Origin of the sequence: Nocardia suismassiliense, from assembly GCF_900269665.1 — a bacterium.
GTDB classification, from domain to species: domain Bacteria; phylum Actinomycetota; class Actinomycetes; order Mycobacteriales; family Mycobacteriaceae; genus Nocardia; species Nocardia suismassiliense.
Genome location: NZ_LT985361.1, coordinates 7312970 through 7332509, shown reverse-complemented (window position 1 = coordinate 7332509; position 19540 = coordinate 7312970). Strand labels below are relative to the sequence as shown.

General features: G+C 66.9%; 17 protein-coding genes and 2 tRNA genes. 10 read left to right on the top strand and 9 right to left on the bottom strand.

Translation table 11 applies throughout. The features are described 5' to 3' along the window. Positions 1–173 precede the first annotated feature (173 nt). Both DBO33_RS32700 and DBO33_RS32695 read right to left on the bottom strand, forming a co-directional pair. The gene (locus tag DBO33_RS32700; protein WP_107658481.1) at positions 174–1880 is read right to left on the bottom strand and encodes an alpha/beta fold hydrolase; all 1707 of its coding nucleotides are present in this window, start codon (positions 1878–1880) and stop codon (positions 174–176) included. 68 nt (positions 1881–1948) lie between these two features. Then, positions 1949–2503 carry a TetR/AcrR family transcriptional regulator gene (locus tag DBO33_RS32695; protein WP_107658480.1) on the bottom strand — a complete coding sequence of 185 codons (555 nt, stop codon included), beginning with the start codon at positions 2501–2503 and terminating at the stop codon, positions 1949–1951. Positions 2504–2650: 147 nt separating this feature from the next. Here DBO33_RS32695 and serA point away from each other — a divergent pair, with 147 nt between their 5' ends. The 3 genes from serA (at position 2651) to DBO33_RS32680 (ending at position 6160) form a co-directional block, all read left to right on the top strand. Beyond that, positions 2651–4249, top strand: coding sequence for a phosphoglycerate dehydrogenase (gene serA, locus DBO33_RS32690; protein WP_107658479.1), 1599 nt, complete (start codon positions 2651–2653; stop codon positions 4247–4249). Between the two features lie 147 nt (positions 4250–4396). Then, the gene (locus tag DBO33_RS32685; RefSeq protein WP_107658478.1) at positions 4397–5404 is read left to right on the top strand and encodes a 3-isopropylmalate dehydrogenase; all 1008 of its coding nucleotides are present in this window, start codon (positions 4397–4399) and stop codon (positions 5402–5404) included. A 153-nt stretch (positions 5405–5557) separates the two neighbouring features. Next, positions 5558–6160, top strand: a complete 603-nt coding sequence (locus DBO33_RS32680; RefSeq protein WP_234391159.1) for a Uma2 family endonuclease — start codon at positions 5558–5560, stop codon at positions 6158–6160. Between the two features lie 12 nt (positions 6161–6172). On the opposite strand, the gene DBO33_RS32675 is transcribed toward DBO33_RS32680, so the two are convergent. Together DBO33_RS32675 and DBO33_RS32670 are read right to left on the bottom strand one after the other, a co-directional pair. Next, positions 6173–6781, bottom strand: coding sequence for a TetR/AcrR family transcriptional regulator (locus DBO33_RS32675; protein ID WP_107658477.1), 609 nt, complete (start codon positions 6779–6781; stop codon positions 6173–6175). A 265-nt stretch (positions 6782–7046) separates the two neighbouring features. Then, entirely contained in the window at positions 7047–8231 is a 1185-nt protein-coding gene (locus DBO33_RS32670) for an MFS transporter (protein WP_107658476.1), read from the bottom strand. 204 nt (positions 8232–8435) lie between these two features. Here DBO33_RS32670 and DBO33_RS32665 point away from each other — a divergent pair, with 204 nt between their 5' ends. The 4 genes from DBO33_RS32665 to DBO33_RS32650 all read left to right on the top strand — a co-directional run bounded on the left by DBO33_RS32665 (position 8436) and on the right by DBO33_RS32650 (position 11163). Continuing rightward, the gene (locus tag DBO33_RS32665) at positions 8436–9212 is read left to right on the top strand and encodes a fumarylacetoacetate hydrolase family protein (protein ID WP_107658475.1); all 777 of its coding nucleotides are present in this window, start codon (positions 8436–8438) and stop codon (positions 9210–9212) included. A 48-nt stretch (positions 9213–9260) separates the two neighbouring features. Continuing rightward, positions 9261–10733 carry a glutamate--tRNA ligase gene (gene gltX, locus DBO33_RS32660; RefSeq protein ID WP_107658474.1) on the top strand — a complete coding sequence of 491 codons (1473 nt, stop codon included), beginning with the start codon at positions 9261–9263 and terminating at the stop codon, positions 10731–10733. A gap of 135 nt (positions 10734–10868) precedes the next feature. Continuing rightward, a tRNA-Gln gene (locus tag DBO33_RS32655) sits at positions 10869–10940 on the top strand. A gap of 150 nt (positions 10941–11090) precedes the next feature. Beyond that, positions 11091–11163: transfer RNA gene (locus DBO33_RS32650), tRNA-Glu, on the top strand. 306 nt (positions 11164–11469) lie between these two features. Here the strand turns inward: DBO33_RS32650 and DBO33_RS32645 are convergent. From DBO33_RS32645 to DBO33_RS32635, 3 genes are all read right to left on the bottom strand, one after another. Next, complete coding sequence (locus tag DBO33_RS32645) at positions 11470–11676, bottom strand: DUF5302 domain-containing protein (protein ID WP_107658473.1); 207 nt, start codon at positions 11674–11676, stop codon at positions 11470–11472. Between the two features lie 156 nt (positions 11677–11832). Further along, positions 11833–12333 carry a pyridoxamine 5'-phosphate oxidase family protein gene (locus DBO33_RS32640; protein WP_107658472.1) on the bottom strand — a complete coding sequence of 167 codons (501 nt, stop codon included), beginning with the start codon at positions 12331–12333 and terminating at the stop codon, positions 11833–11835. Positions 12334–12366: 33 nt separating this feature from the next. After that, positions 12367–13068 carry an IclR family transcriptional regulator gene (locus DBO33_RS32635; RefSeq protein ID WP_107658471.1) on the bottom strand — a complete coding sequence of 234 codons (702 nt, stop codon included), beginning with the start codon at positions 13066–13068 and terminating at the stop codon, positions 12367–12369. 164 nt (positions 13069–13232) lie between these two features. On the opposite strand from DBO33_RS32635, the gene leuC reads away from it, so the two are divergent. The 3 genes from leuC to DBO33_RS32620 all read left to right on the top strand — a co-directional run bounded on the left by leuC (position 13233) and on the right by DBO33_RS32620 (position 16117). Next, complete coding sequence (gene leuC, locus DBO33_RS32630) at positions 13233–14654, top strand: 3-isopropylmalate dehydratase large subunit (RefSeq protein WP_107658470.1); 1422 nt, start codon at positions 13233–13235, stop codon at positions 14652–14654. 35 nt (positions 14655–14689) lie between these two features. Continuing rightward, the gene (gene leuD / locus DBO33_RS32625) at positions 14690–15298 is read left to right on the top strand and encodes a 3-isopropylmalate dehydratase small subunit (protein ID WP_107658469.1); all 609 of its coding nucleotides are present in this window, start codon (positions 14690–14692) and stop codon (positions 15296–15298) included. Positions 15299–15454: 156 nt separating this feature from the next. Further along, the gene (locus tag DBO33_RS32620) at positions 15455–16117 is read left to right on the top strand and encodes an HU family DNA-binding protein (RefSeq protein WP_107658468.1); all 663 of its coding nucleotides are present in this window, start codon (positions 15455–15457) and stop codon (positions 16115–16117) included. Between the two features lie 157 nt (positions 16118–16274). Here the strand turns inward: DBO33_RS32620 and DBO33_RS32615 are convergent, their stop codons facing one another. Beyond that, complete coding sequence (locus tag DBO33_RS32615; protein ID WP_107658467.1) at positions 16275–17213, bottom strand: NUDIX hydrolase; 939 nt, start codon at positions 17211–17213, stop codon at positions 16275–16277. A gap of 20 nt (positions 17214–17233) precedes the next feature. Continuing rightward, positions 17234–19393: an RNA degradosome polyphosphate kinase gene (locus DBO33_RS32610; RefSeq protein WP_107658466.1), complete on the bottom strand. Its 2160-nt coding sequence runs from the start codon at positions 19391–19393 to the stop codon at positions 17234–17236. Positions 19394–19540: the final 147 nt, after the last annotated feature.

Here is a 19540-nt window from a genome sequence, read left to right as displayed (position 1 = left end):
TCCTGGACACCTTCGGTGCCGCTCTCCACGGAATCGTCAACACCCTGTGGACGGGATCCTTCGGCGGCCGCTGAATCAACGTGATGGTCGAGTAATCGACCGGGTCTCGCGCCACTGAGCGCGATTCCGGAGAGGGCCCCGCACCCCAGTGGTGCGGGGCCCTCCTCGTGCTGTCAGCGTGCCCGTGCGCCGACGGCCGACCGGGCGAGCTCGGCCGCGACCCGGTCCGGATGAGTCAACTGTGGGTAGTGGCCGGTGCCCTCGATGACGATCGGCTCACGCGGCACGGCCACCGAGAGCGGGTCTGCGGCCCCGACGACGATCCGCACCGGCACGGTGATCCCCGCGAGCAGTTCCGTCAACTCGTGTTGCCTAGCGGGTGCGCTCGCCCGTCGGAGCGCAGCGACCGTACGCGCTGCCACCCCTGGCCGCCGCAGGTTGGCGGCCGCGTCGGTCGCCGCGCCGACGGGGATACCCAGCCGAGCTGCCAAGGCGGCGGTCGACATTCGCCGCAACGCCACCGCGGTCAGCGGAGAGCGCAGCAGCCAACCGGTCGGCTGCTGTAGAAACGCGGGCGACACCAGGACAACACCGGAGACGCGATCCGGATGCGCCGCCGCGTACCGCAGCACCGGACCGCAGCCGAGCGAATGACCGACCAGCACCGGACGACTGCGCACGGAACTCATCAATCGCGGTAGCACGTCATCGATGTCGCCCGGTACCGACCGTCCGAGGCCGGGCAGGTCGGCGACCAGGCTCGGCGCTTCGAGCGCCGACCGCACCGCCCACCAGGAGTCGCCGTCGAGGGGCAGTCCGTGCAACAGCACATACGCGGGATTCTCCCGATCCCCGGAAACCCAAGTGCCGTCGACGAATCCGGCGGTCGGATCCGCTTCGACGGCGCCGAACCGGCTCGACACCAGATGATCGGCCCAGGTCCGCAGCACGGTCTCGGTGTGCGGCATGGTGATTCCGGCCCGTCGTGCGACCTCGTCCGCTGCTGAGGTGTCGTAACGGTCGTCGGCGATGAACGGCAGTGACTCGGGATCGGCACCGGTGAGCGCCCGCGGTAGCTTCTGGATAACACTGACCGGAATCGAGAAGCGCGGCGCGCGCACCCCCAGATGTCGCGCGAGCAGCCGAATCAGGTCCGGCAGCACCGGGGTTCGGGGATCGAGCACTGTGAAGGATCGGCCCACCGTGTCGTCCTGACTTGGCAGGGCGGTCAGGAAGGTCGCGAAGTAGTCCAGATCGACTATCGGAAGGAAGGTTTCGCGACCGCCGGGGATCGCCGCGAGCCTGCCGTGCCACAGGTCCGCGACAATGCTTGCGAGCCCGACGTATTGGCCGGGGCCGAGCACGCTGCTCGGGTTGGCGATGGTGAGCGGTATGCCGCGCTCGGCTGCCCGTCGCCGCAGCATCGGGTCGGACTCGACCTTTGAGGCCTCGTAAGCCCCACGCTCGTAGCGCTGTTCGCCGGAGTCCTCGACGGTGACGCGATAGCCGGTGATGTGCACGACGCGCCGCAGGGCAGGCAGCTCCGCCGCCCAGTCGAGCACGTTGAGCGCGCCGGTCACGTTCACCGCGTACGCGTCGTCCTTGTCGAGGCCGAAAGCGAAACGCGCCGCACAGTTATAGACGTCGTGGATGCCGGAGGTGTCGAGATCGGCAGGCAGGCCTAGATCTTTCGCGGTGATGTCACAAGGCACGACGCGGAGCCGGGTCTGGTCGACGGCGCGTGACTCCAGCCATGCGGCGAGTCGTTTCTCGCTTCCCGGCCGCAGCGCGGCCGTGACGGTTCCCCCTTGCTTCAGCAGCTGTTCGACCACGGCGCGGCCGATGAACCCGGCGGCGCCGACAACGAGGCTGGCGGTCATAGATCTCTCCTTAATAGACCGGTCTACATATTCTGTAGACCTGCGAAAACCTTTGGCATAACGCCGGATCAGAGCATCGCGCGAATCGTGCGCGCCACCCGCTCGAGCGGTTCGCGGCTGCGCTGCGCACGGGCCAAGAGCAGAGCGCCCTCGATCATGGCGAGGATCGCCGCGGCCAGGTCCGCCGCGTCCGAGCGGCCGTCGGCCTGCAATCGAATGCGCAGCGCCTGTTCCCATGCCGTGTACGCGGCGGCGCATTCGGCTTGGATCGTGTCGTTCGCCGCGGAAACGTCGAGGGTGACCGTGGCGACCGGGCAACCCTGGTGCCAGTCGGAGGCTTCCAGCCGATCACCGAAAGCGGCGAGCAAGCTGGTCGCCGCGGCCGCGGTGTCGCCGGGCGCGACCGCGTCGATCAGCGCGGTGATCTCATTTCCGGACTGTGCGACGGCCGCCGCGACGAGTTGGTCCTTGCCGCCGGGGAAGTGAAAGTACAGCGAACCGCGCGGTGCGCCGCTGGTCTCGATGATCTGGTTGAGGCCGGCGCCGAAGTATCCGTGCTTCTCCACCAGTCCGCGGGTGGCGTCGATCAGCTTGCCGCGCGTCTCGGTTCCCTTGGCACCCATGCCGGTAACAGTAGACCGGTCTGCATAATTTGACCAATGGGTCATACTGACGACGGCCGCCTTACCAGGGGGTAGCACATGCCGAAACGACGCCCACTAAGCTGATCGGCGGTAATTGCCGACCCCTTTCCCCAGGAGTACTCCACAGTGAGCCAAGCAGGCCGTCCTGTTGTCCTGATCGCCGACAAGCTTGCCCAGTCGACCGTCGACGCGCTCGGTGACGGAGTCGAGGTTCGGTGGGTCGACGGCCCTGACCGCCCGGCTCTACTCGCCGCGGTCCCCGAAGCCGACGCACTACTCGTGCGCTCCGCGACCACGGTGGACGCCGAGGTGCTGGAGGCGGGCAAGAACCTGAAGATCGTCGCGCGCGCCGGCGTCGGCCTCGACAATGTCGACGTGCCCGCGGCCACCGAGCGCGGTGTCATGGTCGTCAACGCGCCGACCTCGAACATTCACACCGCCGCTGAGCACGCCGTCACGCTGCTGCTCGCCGCCGCCCGCCAGATCCCGGCCGCCGATGCGACGCTGCGCGAGCACACCTGGCAGCGCAGCAAGTTCAACGGCGTCGAGATCTTCGACAAGACCGTCGGCGTGGTCGGCCTCGGCCGCATCGGCCAGCTGTTCGCAGCTCGGCTCGCCGCCTTCGAGACCAAGATCGTCGCGTACGACCCCTACGTGTCGCCGGCCCGCGCCGCCCAGCTCGGCATCGAGTTGCTGAGCCTGGACGAGCTGCTCGAGCGCGCCGACCTGATCTCGGTGCACCTGCCGAAGACCCCGGAGACCAAGGGCATCATCGGCAAGGAAGCCATCGCCAAGACCAAGCCGGGCGTCATCATCGTCAACGCGGCGCGTGGCGGCCTGGTCGACGAGCAGGCGCTCGCCGATGCCATCAAGTCCGGCCATGTGCGGGCCGCGGGCCTCGACGTGTTCGAGACCGAGCCGTGCACCGACAGCCCGCTGTTCGAGCTCCCGCAGGTCGTGGTGACCCCGCACCTCGGCGCGTCCACCTCCGAGGCGCAGGACCGGGCGGGCACCGATGTCGCCAAGTCCGTATTGCTCGCGCTCGCCGGGGAATTCGTGCCCGGTGCGGTGAACGTCACCGGTGGCAGCGTCGGCGAAGAGGTCGCGCCGTGGCTCGACATCGTGCGCAAGCAGGGCGCGCTGCTCGGCGCGCTGTCCGACGAACTGCCGGTCAGCGTCGAGGTGCAGGTGCGTGGCGAGCTCGCCGCGCAAGACGTAGCGGTGCTGGAACTTTCGGCGCTGCGCGGCATCTTCTCGGCCCTGGTCGAGGACCAGGTCACCTTCGTCAACGCGCCGACCCTGGCCAAGGAGCGCGGCATCACCGCACAGGTGAACACCGTGTCGGAGAGCCCGAGCCACCGCAGCGTCGTCGACCTGCGCGCGGTGTTCGGCGACGGCCGCACCCTGAACGTGGCGGGCACGCTGACCGAGCCGCAGCAGGCGCAGAAGATCGTCAACATCAACGGCCGCAACTACGACATGCGCGCCGAGGGCCTGAACGTGGCCGTGCTGAACTACGAGGACAAGCCGGGCGCGCTCGGCAAGATCGGCACCAAGCTCGGCGAGGCCGGGATCGACATCCTCGCCGCACAGCTGAGCCAGGACGTCGACAAGGAAGGCGCGACGGTGATGCTGCGCGTCAACCGTGAGGTGCCCGCCGACGTGGAGGCCGCGATCGCCGAATCCGTCGGTGCCGCAAAGGTCGTCGTCGTCGACCTGTTCTGATCGAATGCCCGGACGCCGCGCACCGATCGGCAACCGCGTGCACGACATCGTGCGCCGGAGCCGAAAAGGTGCGCGGCACCGGGAAATTGGGCACTGAGCGCGGCCGGTCACGGTGCGGCCGGCGATATTGAACGGAGCGTTGTTGCAATGAAGCTTGCTGTTATCCCCGGCGACGGCATCGGCCCCGAGGTCATCGCCGAGGCGCTCAAGGTGCTCGACGTGGTCCAGCCCGGTGTCGAGCGGACCGAGTACGACCTCGGCGCCAAGCGGTACCACGCGACCGGTGAGATTCTGCCGGACTCCGTGCTGCCGGAGTTGCGGCAGCACGACGCGATCCTGCTCGGCGCGATCGGTGATCCGTCGGTGCCGAGCGGCGTGCTCGAGCGCGGGCTGCTGCTGCGCACCAGGTTCGCGCTGGATCATCACGTGAATCTCCGGCCCTCGAAACTGTTTCCGGGGGTGACCAGTCCGCTGGCGGGCACTCCCGACATCGATTTCGTCGTAGTCCGTGAGGGCACCGAGGGGCCCTACACCGGCACCGGCGGCGCGATCCGCGTGCAGACTCCGCACGAGGTGGCGACCGAGGTCAGCACCAACACCCGCTTCGGCATCGAGCGCGTGGTGCGCTACGCCTTCGCCAAGGCGCAGGCCCGCCGCAAGCACCTCACGCTGGTGCACAAGACCAACGTGCTCACCTTCGCAGGCTCGCTGTGGCAGCGCACCGTCGACGAGGTCGCGGCCGAATTCCCTGACGTAGCAACGGCTTACCAGCACATCGATGCCGCGACCATTCACATGGTGAACGACCCGGGCCGGTTCGACGTGATCGTCACCGACAATCTGTTCGGCGACATCATCACCGACCTCGCCGCCGCCGTCAGCGGTGGCATCGGCCTGGCCGCCAGCGGCAACATCGATGCCTCCGGCACCAACCCGAGCATGTTCGAGCCGGTGCACGGCAGCGCCCCCGACATCGCGGGGCAGTCCAAGGCCGACCCGACCGCCGCGATCCTCTCGGTCTCGTTGCTGCTCAACCATCTCGGCAATACCGAAGCCGCCGCCCGCATCGAATCCGCCGTCGCCAAGGACCTCGCCGCACGCGCGGGCTCGGCGTCGACGGTCGAGATCGGCGACCGCATCGCCGCCATCGTCTGATCGAAACCCCTGAGGTCCCGTGCCGGAGCACTTCCGGTGCGGGACCTTTCGGGTACGTGTGAAACGCACGTGGCGTGGTAACCAGGGGTTGAGTCCATGACGTGCCGCACCCAGCCGCCCGTCGATGGATCGCCTGGTGAAACGGAGGTTTCGGTGAACGGACGGCGCGGGAAGCAGCGGCCCCAGGTCGGCCCGTATGCCGGGCTGGACCTGCGCGATGTGCCCGGCGGCGGCAAGGGTTTCGAGCTCGAGGACGGCTGGCTGGTCGAGGTGGATGCCGGCGCTCGGCACAACCACGTGACGCAGCGGCTCGGCCGGTTCATCGATGCGGGCGCCGTCGGTGCAGCCGTGCATCTCTGTGTCGGCAGTGGCTGGGAGGTCAGCACGCGCAGCGGGGTGCGCAAGCCCGACATCATCGTGATTCCCCGTGAGGTCGCCCGGGCCGCGGTGGTCGCGGACGTGCCCAAGCGAATTCCCGGATCCGAGGTGCGGCTGGCCGTCGAGGTCATCGCGCCGGGCAGCGGGACCGAACGCACCGACCGGGTACGGAAGGTGCGCGAGTACGCGGCGGTCGGCATTCCGCAGTATTGGATCGTCGAGCATCAGCCCGAGGTGCTGGTGCATCGTATGGTGTTGGGCGACGGCGGTTATGGCGCCGATCCCGTTGTCGGGTCCGGCAGTATCTTCGATGCGGTCGTCGACGCCGACAAGCCGTTCCGGGTCACCTTCGATCCCGCTGCGCTGCTTGCGGTTTGAGACCGGCCGGGCTCAGCCGGTACTGCGGTGGCGGCTCGGGCGGTGACTGATACCGACCGCGCGGCGGACGAACGCGACTGTCTCCGGGGCGATCTCGTCGAGGGGGCGGCCCGCATCGATGCGTTCGATGGCCCGCGCCAGTGCGCCGTCGATCAGATCGGCGGTCAGGTCGGGGTTCGCATTGCCGAGGGCGGTCAGTGCCGCGCGCAGCGGGGTGGCCAATTCGTGGTGCGCGTCGGCCAGGTCGCGCCGGGCGGTCTCGTCGCGAGGCAGGATGCTGCCGAGCACGGCGATGCGGTGCGCGCCGGATGCGGCCAGCGCCAAGGTGGTTCGCACGTAGGCCTCGACTTGGCCTGCGGCGGTCTCGGCCCGTTCGACCGTATCGCGCAGGCGCACGCCCCATTCCGTCAGCGCGTCCGCCACGATCCGGAACAGGATTTCGTCGCCGGACCGGAAGTATTTATAGACGCTGCTGCGCGCCAGCCCGGCGGCCGCGCCGACCGTGGCGGGCGTCACCGCCTGCGGTCCGTTCTGTAGCAGCACCTCCCGGGCGGCGTCGAGCAGCGCGCGCTCTTGGTTCGCCCGGTGTTCCGCGACGGTCGGTGCGTCGATCCTCGGCATCGGGCTCCTCGTCCTGATAGCGACGGAATGTTTCCATACTACCCTTGGCGACAAGGTGTCGCTAAATGCGACAGGTGTGGGGGTTGCGATGTAATCAGCACCGGAGCGCGTGGTTGCGGCAGGTGTCGTGTTCAGTGGGCTGAATGGTGCATTTGTACTAAAAGCGTTGTGGCCTAGTCGTTCCCGACCTTCCACTGTGCTGGTCGTCGCATCGGCCCTCGGGGCGATGGCTCGGATCGGGCGTCAATCCGTCAGGGCTGGACGGTTATTGAGTGCGGCCGGTCGGTACCAAGGGGACGGCGGCTACCGCCAGCGCTGCGGCCACCAGGTAGGCGGCGGCGAAACCGCTTGTGCTGATGAGCGCGCCGAACACCGGCGGGACCGCGGCCATCGCCAGATTCTGGCCGGTGTTCTGGATGCCGAGACCACGGCCGCTCCAGTAGGGACCGGCGATCTCGGCGACGGCGGTGAAGGCCAGCCCGTTGTCGGAGACCGTAATCACCGAGGCGGCGACGAGCAACGGGATTGCGGCCCACCACATGTGGGTCGCCGCCGCCAGGGCCAACGCGGCCATCGACAGCACGGCGGCGATCGCGACGGTGCGCAACGGACCCAACCGGCTGCCGACGCGGTCGGACCAGGCGCCCGCACCGATTCGTCCTGCGGCACCCAGGATTTGGGTCACGGTGACCAGAATGCCTGCGGCGGCCAGCGACCAGCCTGCGTCGCGGTGCAGCCACAACAGTGCGAAAGTCCACACGGTGCCCTGCGGTATGACCAGCAGCACAGAGACCGCATGGATGCGCCACAGCGTCGAATCACCGCGATAAGGATTGGCGCGCAACGCCGCATCTGTGCCGGCCCCGGTCGGTCGCGGTGGATCGATGATGCCGATCAGGCAGCCCAGCGCGGCGACGCCCGCCATCACCGTCGGCACCAGAATCGCCGCGGGCACACCGTATGTGGCCGCGACGGCGGGCACGGTCAGCGCGCCGACGGCGACACCGAGCGGCTGGGCGGTCTGCCGAATTCCCATGGCCAGGCCGCGCCGATGCGGTGGGAACCAGCCGACGATGACGCGGCCGCTCGCGCCGTTGGTGCTCGCGGCGCCGATGCCGCCGAGGAACAGCAGTGCGCCCAAAGCGATGTCGTGCGTGGTAGTCGACGCGGCGACGCCGGCGGCCAGCATCAGCAGTGGACCGCCGATCAATACTTTGCGCTCACCGATTCGATCGACCACGTACCCCCACGCGATCAATGTGCAGACCAATCCCAGTGTGGGCATTGCCACCAGCAGTCCCGCGGTGGCCAGCGGCATGCCCCGATCGGTCAGCGCGGGCAGCAGGAAGGGTGCACCGTTCACGAAGACCGCGCTGGCGGCCTGCGCGAAGACGCCGAGGCCGAGCATGGACCACCGTCGAGCCTCCTGGATCTGCGGGACGGTAGCCATCGGCCTCACCTCGTATCTCATTATTTGGGAATCAAGTCCCATTGAGTGAACAGCGAGCCTTACGTTACACCGGCTGGGCAAGTGGATTACGGGGAGTGGATGTCGGCCTGCTCACAGCTGGCTCAGGGCGCCGGTGCGCGGCCGTGCGTACCGCTCGGTTGGGCGCGTTCGGGCAGGTGGAAGCCGGTCGATAGACTGCCCGGCATGCGTCTAGGTCGAGTAGCCAGTCCCGATGGGGTCGCGTTCGTCAGCATCGAGGGGGACGGAAGCGACAGCATCGCGAAGGAAATCGCGGAACACCCGTTCGGTACGCCGACGTTCACCGGGCGGAGCTGGCCGCTGGCCGATGTGCGCCTGCTCGCGCCCATCCTGGCGAGCAAGGTGGTGTGTATCGGCAAGAACTATGCGGCGCACGCGGCCGAAATGGGCGGGCCCGCACCGGAAGATCCGGTGATCTTCCTCAAGCCGAACACCTCGATCATCGGGCCGAACGCGCCGATCATCCTGCCGCCCAGCTCCTCTCAGGTCGACTACGAGGGCGAGCTCGCCGTCGTCATCGGCCGTCCGTGCAAGGACGTGCCCGCCGCCCGCGCGCTGGACGTGGTGCTCGGCTACACCGTCGCCAACGATGTGACCGCGCGCGATCAGCAGCGCCACGACGGCCAATGGACCAGGGGCAAGGGTTACGACACCTTCTGCCCGCTCGGCCCGTGGATCGAAACCTCCTTGGACCCCTCGGATCTGGAGATCGTCACCGAGCTCGACGGCGAAGTCCGCCAGCGCAGCCGCACTTCGCTTCTACTGCACGACATTCCGAAGCTCATCGAATGGATCAGCACGGTGATGACGCTGCTGCCCGGTGACGTGATCCTCACCGGGACGCCCGAGGGTGTCGGTCCGGTCCAGGCCGGCCAGCAAGTGTCCGTGACCGTGGAGGGCATCGGCACCCTCATCAATCCCGTTGCCGCCAAGCACCGCTAGTGACTGCTTGCCGGTCACTGGTAATGGTCAGCTAGTCGAAAGAGAGCCATGACTGAAGTACGGGTCCGCTTCTGCCCGTCGCCGACCGGGACGCCGCACGTCGGCCTGATCCGGACGGCGCTGTTCAACTGGGCCTACGCCCGGCACCACGGTGGAAAGTTCGTATTCCGCATCGAAGACACCGATGCGGCACGGGATTCCGAGGACTCCTACCGCGCGCTGCTCGACGCGCTGCGCTGGCTCGGCCTCACCTGGGACGAGGGCCCGGAGGTCGGCGGCCCCTACGAGCCGTACCGCCAGTCGCTGCGCAAGGATCTGCACCTCGATGTGGTCCGCCGCCTGCTCGACGCGGGCGAGGCCTACGAATCCTTCTCCACCCCTGAGGAAGTCGAGGCGCGTCATCGCGCGGCCGGCCGCGACCCGAAACTCGGCTACGACAACTACGATCGCGAGCTCACCGCCCAGCAGATCGAGGCGTACCGAGATGCCGGGCGCCCCGCGGTGATTCGCCTCCGGATGCCCGACGAGGACCTCAGCTGGCACGATCTGGTGCGCGGCGAGACCACCTTCAAAGCGGGCACCGTGCCGGACTTCGCGCTCACCCGCGGCACCGGCGATCCGTTGTACACGCTGGTCAACCCGGTCGACGACGCCTTGATGAAGATCACTCACGTGTTGCGCGGCGAGGACCTGCTCTCCTCGACACCGCGCCAGCTCGCGCTCTACGGCGCCCTGCGCCGGATCGGCGTGGCCGACTTCACGCCGGAGTTCGGTCACCTGCCGTTCGTCATGGGACAGGGCAACAAGAAGTTGTCCAAGCGCGATCCCGAGTCGAATCTGTTCGTCCATCGGGACCGTGGATTCATCCCGGAAGGTTTGCTGAATTACCTGGCACTTCTCGGCTGGAGCATCGCAGACGACCACGACCTGTTCACCATGGCGGAGATGGTTGCTGCGTTCGACATATCGAAAGTAAATTCGAATCCGGCCAGATTTGATCAGAAGAAGGCGGATGCGCTCAACGCTGAGCACATCAGATTGCTGGAACCCGCTGATTTCAGCAACCGACTGCGCGAGTACCTGACCCAACACGGTCATATCGGCGCCGAAATCGATGAGAAGATCTTCGCCGCGGCGGCCGAACTCGTGCAGACCCGGATCGTCGTCTTGTCCGATGCTTGGGAACTGTTGCGTTTCCTGTTGGCGCCCGCCGAACAATTTGCGATCGACCCCGCCGCGGGAGCCAAGAATCTCGGCGCCGACGCAACCCCGGTATTGCAAGCTGCTATTACTGCGCTGGAGCCACTCGCGCAGTGGTCGACATCCGCTATAGAAGAAGCGCTGAAAACCGCGCTGATCGATGAACTGGGCCTCAAACCGCGCAAGGCATTCGCGCCCGTGCGCGTCGCGGTGACCGGATCACACATCAGCCCGCCACTGTACGAGTCGCTCGAACTGCTCGGCCGCGAAGCAACCCTCGCGCGGCTGCACTCCGCACGGGAGTGGTCGGCTACTACCTGAAACTGGCGAAACAGGCCGAAAACATGGCTTTGACCAGGCGATTTGTAGTTAACCCGTAGCCGTTTGGTACTCTTCTTCTCGGCTCGGAACAAGGCCTCGCAGTCACCCAGACGCGAGGCTGAAAGACCTGGTCATTGGGGTATGGTGTAATTGGCAACACAGCTGATTCTGGTTCAGCCATTCTAGGTTCGAGTCCTGGTACCCCAGCGGAGAGATTGTTGTCGAGATCGGTTGCGCGGCCGAAATCAGTACAGCAGCTGGCGATTTGGTCGCCACGCTCCGGCCAGCTAAGCTAGCCGAGCCTCCTGATCGAAAGATCAACCAAAGGTGCTCCTCGTGCAAACGAGAAGCAGTCCTGGCCCCGTCGTCTAGCGGCCTAGGACGCCGCCCTCTCAAGGCGGTAGCGCGGGTTCGAATCCCGTCGGGGCTACAAACCAGTGCAAGGCCCATGCTCATGGAGAGCATGGGCCTTGCTGGTTTTCCGCGTGTTTTTTGGGGGTGCAACCCCCAAACCCCGCCCGGCGGGCTTCGCCGCCCCCGGACCCCCGGGCCGAGGGGCTTCGCCCTCGGCGGGCATGGGGGGAGGTCGGGATGGGATGTCTCGTTACTGAACTCATGGCTGGGCCTTCGCGTATGCCTCTCTGAGGGAGGTTGGCTCGCGAGGCGGGTAGGGAACCCCCAGGTACAACGAAGGCCCCCCGGTCGGTGACCGGAGGGCCTTTTTCGGCCGCGGGGGTTATCCGCTCTTGCGGCGGAATTCGCGCTTGTGGCTGGCGCTGCCGTGGGTGGCGTTGGCGCCCTTGGAGCGGCCGTCGAGGTGGTCGGCGGTGCGGGCGTTGTGCTGGTTTTTGCGGTCGAGCGCCTCTTTGAACTTGCGCTTCAGCTCGTCGGCGCTGGTGCCCTCGGTGTTGCTCGAGCTCGGGGAACTATCCGGTTCCGTCATCGCCGTCTCCTCGTGGTGGCGGCCGGGTGCCGCGGAACAGGTCCGGCGGGTTTCGGCCGATTGGTGTCGAACGGTTCGACGTTAGTCGCCGGAGGGGGGCGATGTCAGGTCGATATCGAGGGCGCGTCGGGGGCTGTGCCGCAACGCATAGGCGGGTCAGTCGAGGTATTGGGCGGTGGTGCCGCCGAGGGGGAGCTGGGGGAGGCCGAGCTTGCGGTGATCCCAGCTGCGAATGCGGTGGGCGACGACGCGGATGGCGGTGCGCTTGTGCAGCATGGCCTCGACCATGGGGCGGACGTCTTCGCTGTAGGGGCCGGTGTAGCGCTCCCACACGCTGACGCCGACGGCGTAGAGCTTGTCGGGGTCGTCGATGATCTCGGCGTGGCCCTCTAGGGAGACGCCGCGCAACTGGTCGTAGGTCTGGCCGGCCTCGATCATGCAGGTGATACGCGGGTCGCGGCGTAGGTTGACGGCTTTCTGCGACTTGGCCTTGGTTTCGAACCACAGCTCGCCGTCGATGAGCGCGTACCACATGGCGGTCAGGTGCGGCGTGCCCTTGGGGCCGATGGTCGCCAGGGTGGCGATGCGGCTGCGCTCCAGGAACTCGGTGATCTCGGTGTCGGACATGACGATCTGTGCCCGTTGGTTGACTCCCATGGACTCACTCTAGAAGGTCATTTCTAGAACGTGTTATAGGCGCTTGTGTAGGGCTTCGGCGGCGGCGACGAGGTCGGCGGCCCAGCGGGCACCGGGCCTGCGGCCCATGCGGTCGATCGGGCCGGAGACCGAGACGGCGGCGATCACGGTGCCGCCGGCATCGCGCACGGGGGCGGAAACGCTGGCCACGCCGGAGGCGCGTTCGGCCGCGCTCTGTGCCCAGCCGCGCTTGCGCACCTCGGTCAGCGCGCGTTCGCCGAAGACGGCGTCGGCGAGGATGATGCGTTGCAGGTCGGGATCGGCCCAGGCGAGCAGCACCTTGGCGGCGGAGCCCGCGGTGAGTGGGAGTCGCGCGCCGACGGGGACGGTGTCGCGGAGTCCGACGGGTGGTTCCAAGGCCGCGACGCAGATGCGCGCATTGCCGTCCAGGCGGTACAGCTGGACGCTTTCGCCGGTGATCTCGCGCAACCGGGGCAGGATCGCGGACGCGGCCTCCAGCAGCGGATCGGTGGCGCCTGCGGCGAGCTCGGCGAGGGCGGGGCCGGGGCGCCACATTCCGGTGTTGTCGCGGGCCAGCAGCCGGTGCACTTCCAGGCCGACGGCCAGGCGATGGGCGGTGGCGCGGGGCAGGCCGGTCCGGGCGCACAGCTCGTTGAGACCGCGGGGGTGCTGGGCGACGGCGTACAACACCGCCACTGCTTTGTCGAGGACGCCGATGCCGCTATGCTGTCTCATAGAACGATACTAGCGTCTCGGATGCTGGGAAATCCACTGCTGGGTGTTCCCCACGCGGAATCTCCCACGGGGCATCCGACCTCGCATATCCGAAAACTTGTGCAGCCGCCCCCGCGCTCCCAGCCCGGACCGCGACCGGATGCTCGTCGAAAGGTGATCGAGAAATGGCACAGCCACGCACCATGGCCGAAAAGGTGTGGGAGCAGCACGTCGTAGCCCGCGGTTCGGGCGAGGGCGTCGGGCGCGAACCCGACCTGATCTACATCGACCTGCATCTCGTGCACGAGGTGACCAGCCCGCAGGCCTTCGACGGCCTGCGCGCGGCGGGCAGGCCGGTCCGGCGGCCCGATCTGACCATCGCGACCGAGGACCACAATGTCCCGACCGCCGACATCGATAAGCCCATCGCGGACCCGATTTCGCGCACCCAGGTGGACACACTGCGCCGCAACTGCGCGGAATTCGGTGTGCGGCTGCATCCGATGGGCGATCTGGACCAGGGCATCGTGCACGTCGTCGGCCCCCAGTTGGGCCTCACCCAGCCGGGAATGACGGTGGTGTGCGGGGACAGTCACACCTCGACGCACGGCGCGTTCGGCGCGCTGGCGATGGGTATCGGCACCTCCGAGGTCGAACATGTCCTTGCCACCCAGACACTCTCGCTGCGCCCGTTCAAGACGATGGCGATCACCGTGGACGGCACGTTGGCCCCCGGTGTGACGAGCAAGGACCTGATTCTGGCCGTCATCGCCAAAATCGGCACCGGCGGCGGCCAGGGCTACGTGCTGGAGTACCGCGGCGAGGCGATTCGGGCCATGTCGATGGAGGCGCGAATGACCATCTGCAACATGTCCATCGAAGCGGGCGCCAGGGCGGGCATGATCGCCCCGGACGAAACGACCTATGAATTCCTCGAAGGACGCCCGCACGCGCCGCAGGGAGCCGACTGGACGGCAGCAGTGGCCGCCTGGGAAGCGCTGAAGACCGACGAGGGCGCGGTGTTCGACGCCGAGGTGCACATCGACGCGAGCGAGCTGACCCCGTTCGTCACCTGGGGCACCAACCCGGGACAGGGCGCGCCCCTTGGCGAATCGGTGCCGGACCCCGCCCAGATCGCCGATGAGACGGCGCGCGAGTCCGCCGCGAAAGCGCTGCGGTACATGGATTTGGAGCCGGGCACTCCGCTTCGGCAGGTCTCGGTCGACACCGTATTCGTCGGATCGTGCACCAACGGACGCATCGAGGATTTGCGTGCGGTGGCCGGTATTTTAAAGGGACGCAAGGTCGCCGACTCGGTACGAATGTTGGTTGTACCGGGGTCGATGCGGGTTCGCGCACAGGCCGAATTAGAAGGACTGGGCGAGATTTTCACCGCGGCAGGCGCCGAATGGCGGCAGGCGGGCTGCTCAATGTGCCTGGGAATGAATCCGGATCAGCTCGAACCGGGCCAGCGCTGCGCCTCGACGTCGAACCGGAACTTCGAGGGCAGGCAGGGCAAAGGTGGCCGTACGCACCTGGTTTCCCCGCTCGTAGCGGCCGCGACGGCGGTTCGCGGAACCCTGTCCTCGCCTGCGGATCTGGACTGACCGGACGCGATACCCCTACCGACTCAGGAGAATCAATGGAAGCCTTCACCGTGCACAAGGGGATCGGCGTGCCGTTCCGCCGTTCCAATGTCGATACCGATCAGATCATCCCGGCTGTGTACCTGAAGCGGGTGACCCGCACTGGATTCGAGGACGGACTCTTCGCCGCGTGGCGTAACGATCCGGACTTCATTCTGAACAACGAGCCGTACAACCGGGGAAGTGTGCTGGTAGCGGGCCCGGATTTCGGCACCGGATCGTCGCGTGAGCACGCCGTTTGGGCGCTGTCGGACTACGGCTTTCGGGTGGTGATCTCGTCCCGGTTCGCCGACATCTTCCGTGGCAATGCGGGTAAGGGCGGGCTCTTGGCCGCTCAGATGTCACAGAACGATGTCGAAATGCTCTGGAAGTTGCTCGAGGAACAGCCTGGACTCGAATTGGTTGTGGACCTCGAGGCGCGCACGGTGACCGCCGGAACCGCCGTGTTGCCGTTCGATATTGATGACTACACACGGTGGCGTCTGCTCGAAGGATTGGACGACATCGGGCTCACCCTGCGCCGCAGCGACACCATCGCCCAGTTCGAAAACGCAAGGCCAGCATGGAAACCCACTACCCTCCCGGCACGTATTTCGCAGTCCTAAACACCCCGGGGTGTTAGCTGGATGACAAGGGGGCCGATAGCTGGACGTGTGCTAAACCACATGAATTTTGGCGTGGCACATAGACTCTTGCCCAAAGTGGGTTTACCGTGGTACCTAGTCGGTCCGACGACGGGCCATTAGTCTGCGGAGGATTCAATGAACAAGGCGGAACTGATCGACGTTCTGACCGAAAAGTTGGGTACTGATAGGCGCACGGCCACCGCGGCAGTCGAGCATGTGGTCGACACCATCGTGCGCGCGGTGCACAAGGGTCAGAGCGTCACAATCACCGGATTCGGTGTGTTCGAACAGCGCAAGCGTGCGGCTCGAGTTGCCAGGAACCCGCGCACCGGCGAAACCGTCAAGGTGAAGCCCACTTCGGTGCCTGCGTTCCGTCCGGGCGCTCAGTTCAAGGCCGTGATCGCGGGTAAGCAGAAGCTCGCCCAGAGCGGTCCCGCCGTCAAGCGCGGCGTGAATGCGCCGGTGGCGGCGAAGAAGGCGGCTGCCAAGAAGACGGCGGCCAAGAAGACCGCCGCCAAGAAGGCCACCCCCACGAAGGGCCCGGCCAAGACCACGGCGAAGAAGGCCGCCAAGAAGGCGCCCGCAAAGACCGCTGCTCGCAAGACGACTGCGGCCAAGGCGCCCGCCAAGAAGACGGCTGCCAAGAAGACGGCCGTGAAGAAGGCGCCTGCCAAGAAGGTCACCGCCGCCAAGAAGGCGCCGGCCAAGAAGGTCACCGCGGCCAAGAAGACGGTCGCCAAGAAGGCTCCGGCCAAGAAGTCGGCCGCCAAGAAGGCGCCCGCTCGCGGTCGCCGCTAGATACTGCGCCAGTACGGTATTGGCGCCGGGTGAGCGGTCGTGCGGCCAATCACCCGCTGTACCGATCGAACACGGCCCCGGAGGATGCCTCCGGGGCCGTTTCGGTTGTCTGGGGCTGTCTTTCAGGGGGCTGTTCGGGTGCTTCCGATGACAGCGGTCAGGACTTCACGACGTCGGAGTTCAGCGAGCGGTCCAGATGGTCGGCGGCGACCAGCTTGCGGTCGATGAACGACAGCACCCACACACTGCCCTTGCGGTTGCGTGCGGACGGCAGCGTGATGCCGTCGCGCTCGGCCCACCAGCGCAGCAGATCCGGAATCACCTTGCCCTGACTGCACACAACGGGCACCTCGGTGTCCGAGACCAGTGCGACGACCCGCTGCCGCGCCGCGTCCTGCGCTGCGGCATAACCGGTTTCGGACAGCAGCGGCTCGAGCGTGATCTCGACGCCGAGCTTCTCGGCCAGCGGTGTCACCGTCTGCACGCAGCGCACCGGATCGGCCGAATAGATCTCAGATGCCCCGAACGCCAGCAGGTTCGAGACCAGAGCTCCTGCTTGGGCTTGGCCCGACCGATCCAGTGGGCGCAGCGGGTCGGGACCGGAGAAGCGGTCTCGCCGACCGGCTTTCGCGTGCCGCACCAACAGCAGCGTGCGGGTTTCCGGTGGCAGCCGGGTGAACGCGCGCAGCACCTGCCGATCCATCGGGTAGGACAGCTGGTCCATCACCCGATCCAGCGGATACCAATTCAGCACGTCCACTTCATCATTCGAGGTGAACTCGCCACCGGCCACTTCGGCCGCCCAGTAGTCGACGCGCTTCAGCTTGCGGTGTCCGGGCACCGGATAGGTGACGTGGCCGAGGTAGCGGCCCAGCCTGCAGTCCAGACCGGTCTCCTCGCGGACCTCACGGACCGCGGCGAGCACCGGCGTCTCACCCGGATCGAGCTTGCCCTTGGGCAGCGACCAATCCTGGTACTTCGGCCGGTGCACCACGGCGATCTCCACGCCGCCGTTCGGCGCTCGCCGCCACAGCACCGCGCCTGCGGCGTGAATGTTGGCGGTAACACGGGGATCCCAGAAGGGGCCCCCTTCCATCTCGTACCCCGTAGCACCACTCACTGTTGTTCTGGCCTCCGCAGCCGCATGAGGAATTCTTGGTGGTCACGCACTTTGACATCGTCATCGCCTGCGTGTTCGGGCCACGCGAGCCAATTGCCATCCGAGCTGAGTACCCAGCAGCGGGTGTTGGGATGCAGGGCGGAGTCGAAGACCTGCCCGAGCTGCTCGGTCAGCCGCGGATCCTTCACCTGCGCCATCACTTCCACGCGCCGGTCCAGGTTGCGGTGCATCATGTCGGCACTGCCGATCCAGTACTGATCCTGGGCCTGGAAGTGCATGACGCGCGAATGTTCGAGGAAGCGGCCGAGGATCGAGCGGACCTCGATGTTCTCGCTCATCCCTGGCACACCGGGGCGCAGCCCGCAGATGCCGCGCACCACGATCTGCACCGGCACACCGGCCAGTGACGCCCGATACAGCGCGTCGATGATCTCCTCGTCGACGATCGCATTGGCCTTCAACCGGATTCGGGCGTCCTTGCCCTCGGCGGCCAGCTCGGTCTCCCGCTGGATCCGCTCGATGATCCCGGCGCGCACGCCATGCGGCGCGACAAGCAGGTTGCGGTAGTTCTCTTTTCGTGAGTAACCGGTCAGCGAATTGAACAGGTCGGTCAGGTCGGCACCGATTTCCGGTGCGGCGGTGAGCAATCCGACGTCCTCGTAGAGCCGCGCGGTCTTCGGGTTGTAGTTGCCGGTGCCGATGTGGCAGTAACGACGGATGGTCGCGCCCTCGCGGCGCACCACCAGACAGGTCTTGCAGTGCGTCTTCAAGCCGATCAGGCCGTAGACCACGTGCACGCCGGCCTGCTCCAGCTGGCGTGCCCATTTGATGTTGGCCTGCTCGTCGAAGCGCGCCTTGATCTCGACCAGCGCGACCACCTGCTTGCCCGCCTCGGCGGCATCGATGAGCGCGTTGACGATCGGGGAGTCACCGGAGGTGCGGTAGAGCGTCTGCTTGATGGCGAGCACCTGCGGGTCCGCGGCGGCCTGTTCGATGAACCGCTGCACGCTGGTGGAGAACGAGTCGTAGGGGTGGTGCACCAGCACGTCGCCCTCGCGCAGCGCGGCGAACACGTTGCGCGGCGTCTCCCGCTCGCCGAACGCGGGCGGGGTGGCGGGCACGTAGGGCGCGTCTTTGAGGTTCGGCCGGTCCACCCCGTACACCTGCCACAGGCAGGACAGGTCGAGCAGGCCGGGCACCTGGATGACGTCGCCGGGGTCGACATCCAGTTCACGCAACAACAATTCGAGCATGTGCTCGGTCATGTCGTCGGAGACCTCCAGCCGCACCGGCGAGCCGAAGCGGCGGCGCGCGAGTTCGCGTTCGAGGGCCTGCAGCAGGTCCTCGTCGCGGTCCTCGTCCACCTCGAAGTCGGCGTTGCGGGTGATCCGGAACGAGTGCTGCTCAACCACTTCCATGCCGGGGAACAGCAGATCGAGGTGCGCCGCGATCAGCTCCTCCATCGGCAGGAAGGCGGCGATGGTCGAACCGGCGTCGGTGCGCCGCACCCGGACGAACCGATCTACGTTGTCCGGCACCTTGACTCGGGCGAAGTGCTCGCCGCCGGTGGCGGAATCCTTCACCGTCACCGCGAGATTCAGGCTCAGCCCGCTGATGTAGGGGAACGGGTGTGCCGGGTCCACCGCGAGCGGGGTCAGCACCGGGAACACCTGATCCTGGAAGTGGCCCGAGAGGCGTTGGCGCTCATCGTCGTTCAGGTCGGTCCAGTCGATGATCGCGATGCCCTCGGCGGTGAGCGCGGGCAGCACGTCGTCCAGGAAGACGCGCGCGTGGCGCACGGCGATCTCCTGCGCGCGGGCGGCGATCAACTCCAGTTGCTCGCCGGGCGAGCGGCCGTCCGCGGAACGCACCAGCAGACCGGTCTCGGCGCGGCGCTTGAGACCCGCGACGCGCACCATGTAGAACTCGTCGAGATTCGACGCGAAGATGGCGAGGAATTTGGCGCGCTCCAGCAGGGGCAGCGACGCGTCCTCGGCCAGGGCCAGCACCCGGGCGTTGAAATCGAGCCAGCTCAGCTCGCGGTTGAGGTAGCGATCACGTGGCAACTGCGCGATCGTCGCGTCGGTCGGCACCGGACTCGCCGCAGGCGGCGGGGTAGGAAGCAATTGCTGTTTGACAACTTCCGTATCGCTCATGGCCGTACCTCGCTGGCGCTAGGCTCTGACAGGCGCGATACACGCTGGCAGACGGTTAGCTCGCTTCGCTCACTCACGCCAACGATCATCCCCTACAAACCGGGCAGTGTGGAGCCCGACACTGTGATTGACGTCAGCATCACCTCA

Bases quoted from the DNA above. Each gene is read 5' to 3' on its own strand.
- DBO33_RS32700 (WP_107658481.1), bottom strand. From the start codon at position 1,880: ATGACCGCCAGCCTCGTTGTCGGCGCCGCCGGGTTCATCGGCCGCGCC.
- DBO33_RS32695 (WP_107658480.1), bottom strand. From the start codon at position 2,503: ATGGGTGCCAAGGGAACCGAGACGCGCGGCAAGCTGATCGACGCCACC.
- DBO33_RS32685 (WP_107658478.1), top strand. From the start codon at position 4,397: ATGAAGCTTGCTGTTATCCCCGGCGACGGCATCGGCCCCGAGGTCATC.
- DBO33_RS32675 (WP_107658477.1), bottom strand. From the start codon at position 6,781: ATGCCGAGGATCGACGCACCGACCGTCGCGGAACACCGGGCGAACCAA.
- DBO33_RS32670 (WP_107658476.1), bottom strand. From the start codon at position 8,231: ATGGCTACCGTCCCGCAGATCCAGGAGGCTCGACGGTGGTCCATGCTC.
- DBO33_RS32665 (WP_107658475.1), top strand. From the start codon at position 8,436: ATGCGTCTAGGTCGAGTAGCCAGTCCCGATGGGGTCGCGTTCGTCAGC.
- gltX (WP_107658474.1), top strand. From the start codon at position 9,261: ATGACTGAAGTACGGGTCCGCTTCTGCCCGTCGCCGACCGGGACGCCG.
- DBO33_RS32645 (WP_107658473.1), bottom strand. From the start codon at position 11,676: ATGACGGAACCGGATAGTTCCCCGAGCTCGAGCAACACCGAGGGCACC.
- DBO33_RS32640 (WP_107658472.1), bottom strand. From the start codon at position 12,333: ATGGGAGTCAACCAACGGGCACAGATCGTCATGTCCGACACCGAGATC.
- DBO33_RS32635 (WP_107658471.1), bottom strand. From the start codon at position 13,068: ATGAGACAGCATAGCGGCATCGGCGTCCTCGACAAAGCAGTGGCGGTG.
- leuC (WP_107658470.1), top strand. From the start codon at position 13,233: ATGGCACAGCCACGCACCATGGCCGAAAAGGTGTGGGAGCAGCACGTC.
- leuD (WP_107658469.1), top strand. From the start codon at position 14,690: ATGGAAGCCTTCACCGTGCACAAGGGGATCGGCGTGCCGTTCCGCCGT.
- DBO33_RS32620 (WP_107658468.1), top strand. From the start codon at position 15,455: ATGAACAAGGCGGAACTGATCGACGTTCTGACCGAAAAGTTGGGTACT.
- DBO33_RS32615 (WP_107658467.1), bottom strand. From the start codon at position 17,213: ATGGAAGGGGGCCCCTTCTGGGATCCCCGTGTTACCGCCAACATTCAC.
- DBO33_RS32610 (WP_107658466.1), bottom strand. From the start codon at position 19,393: ATGAGCGATACGGAAGTTGTCAAACAGCAATTGCTTCCTACCCCGCCG.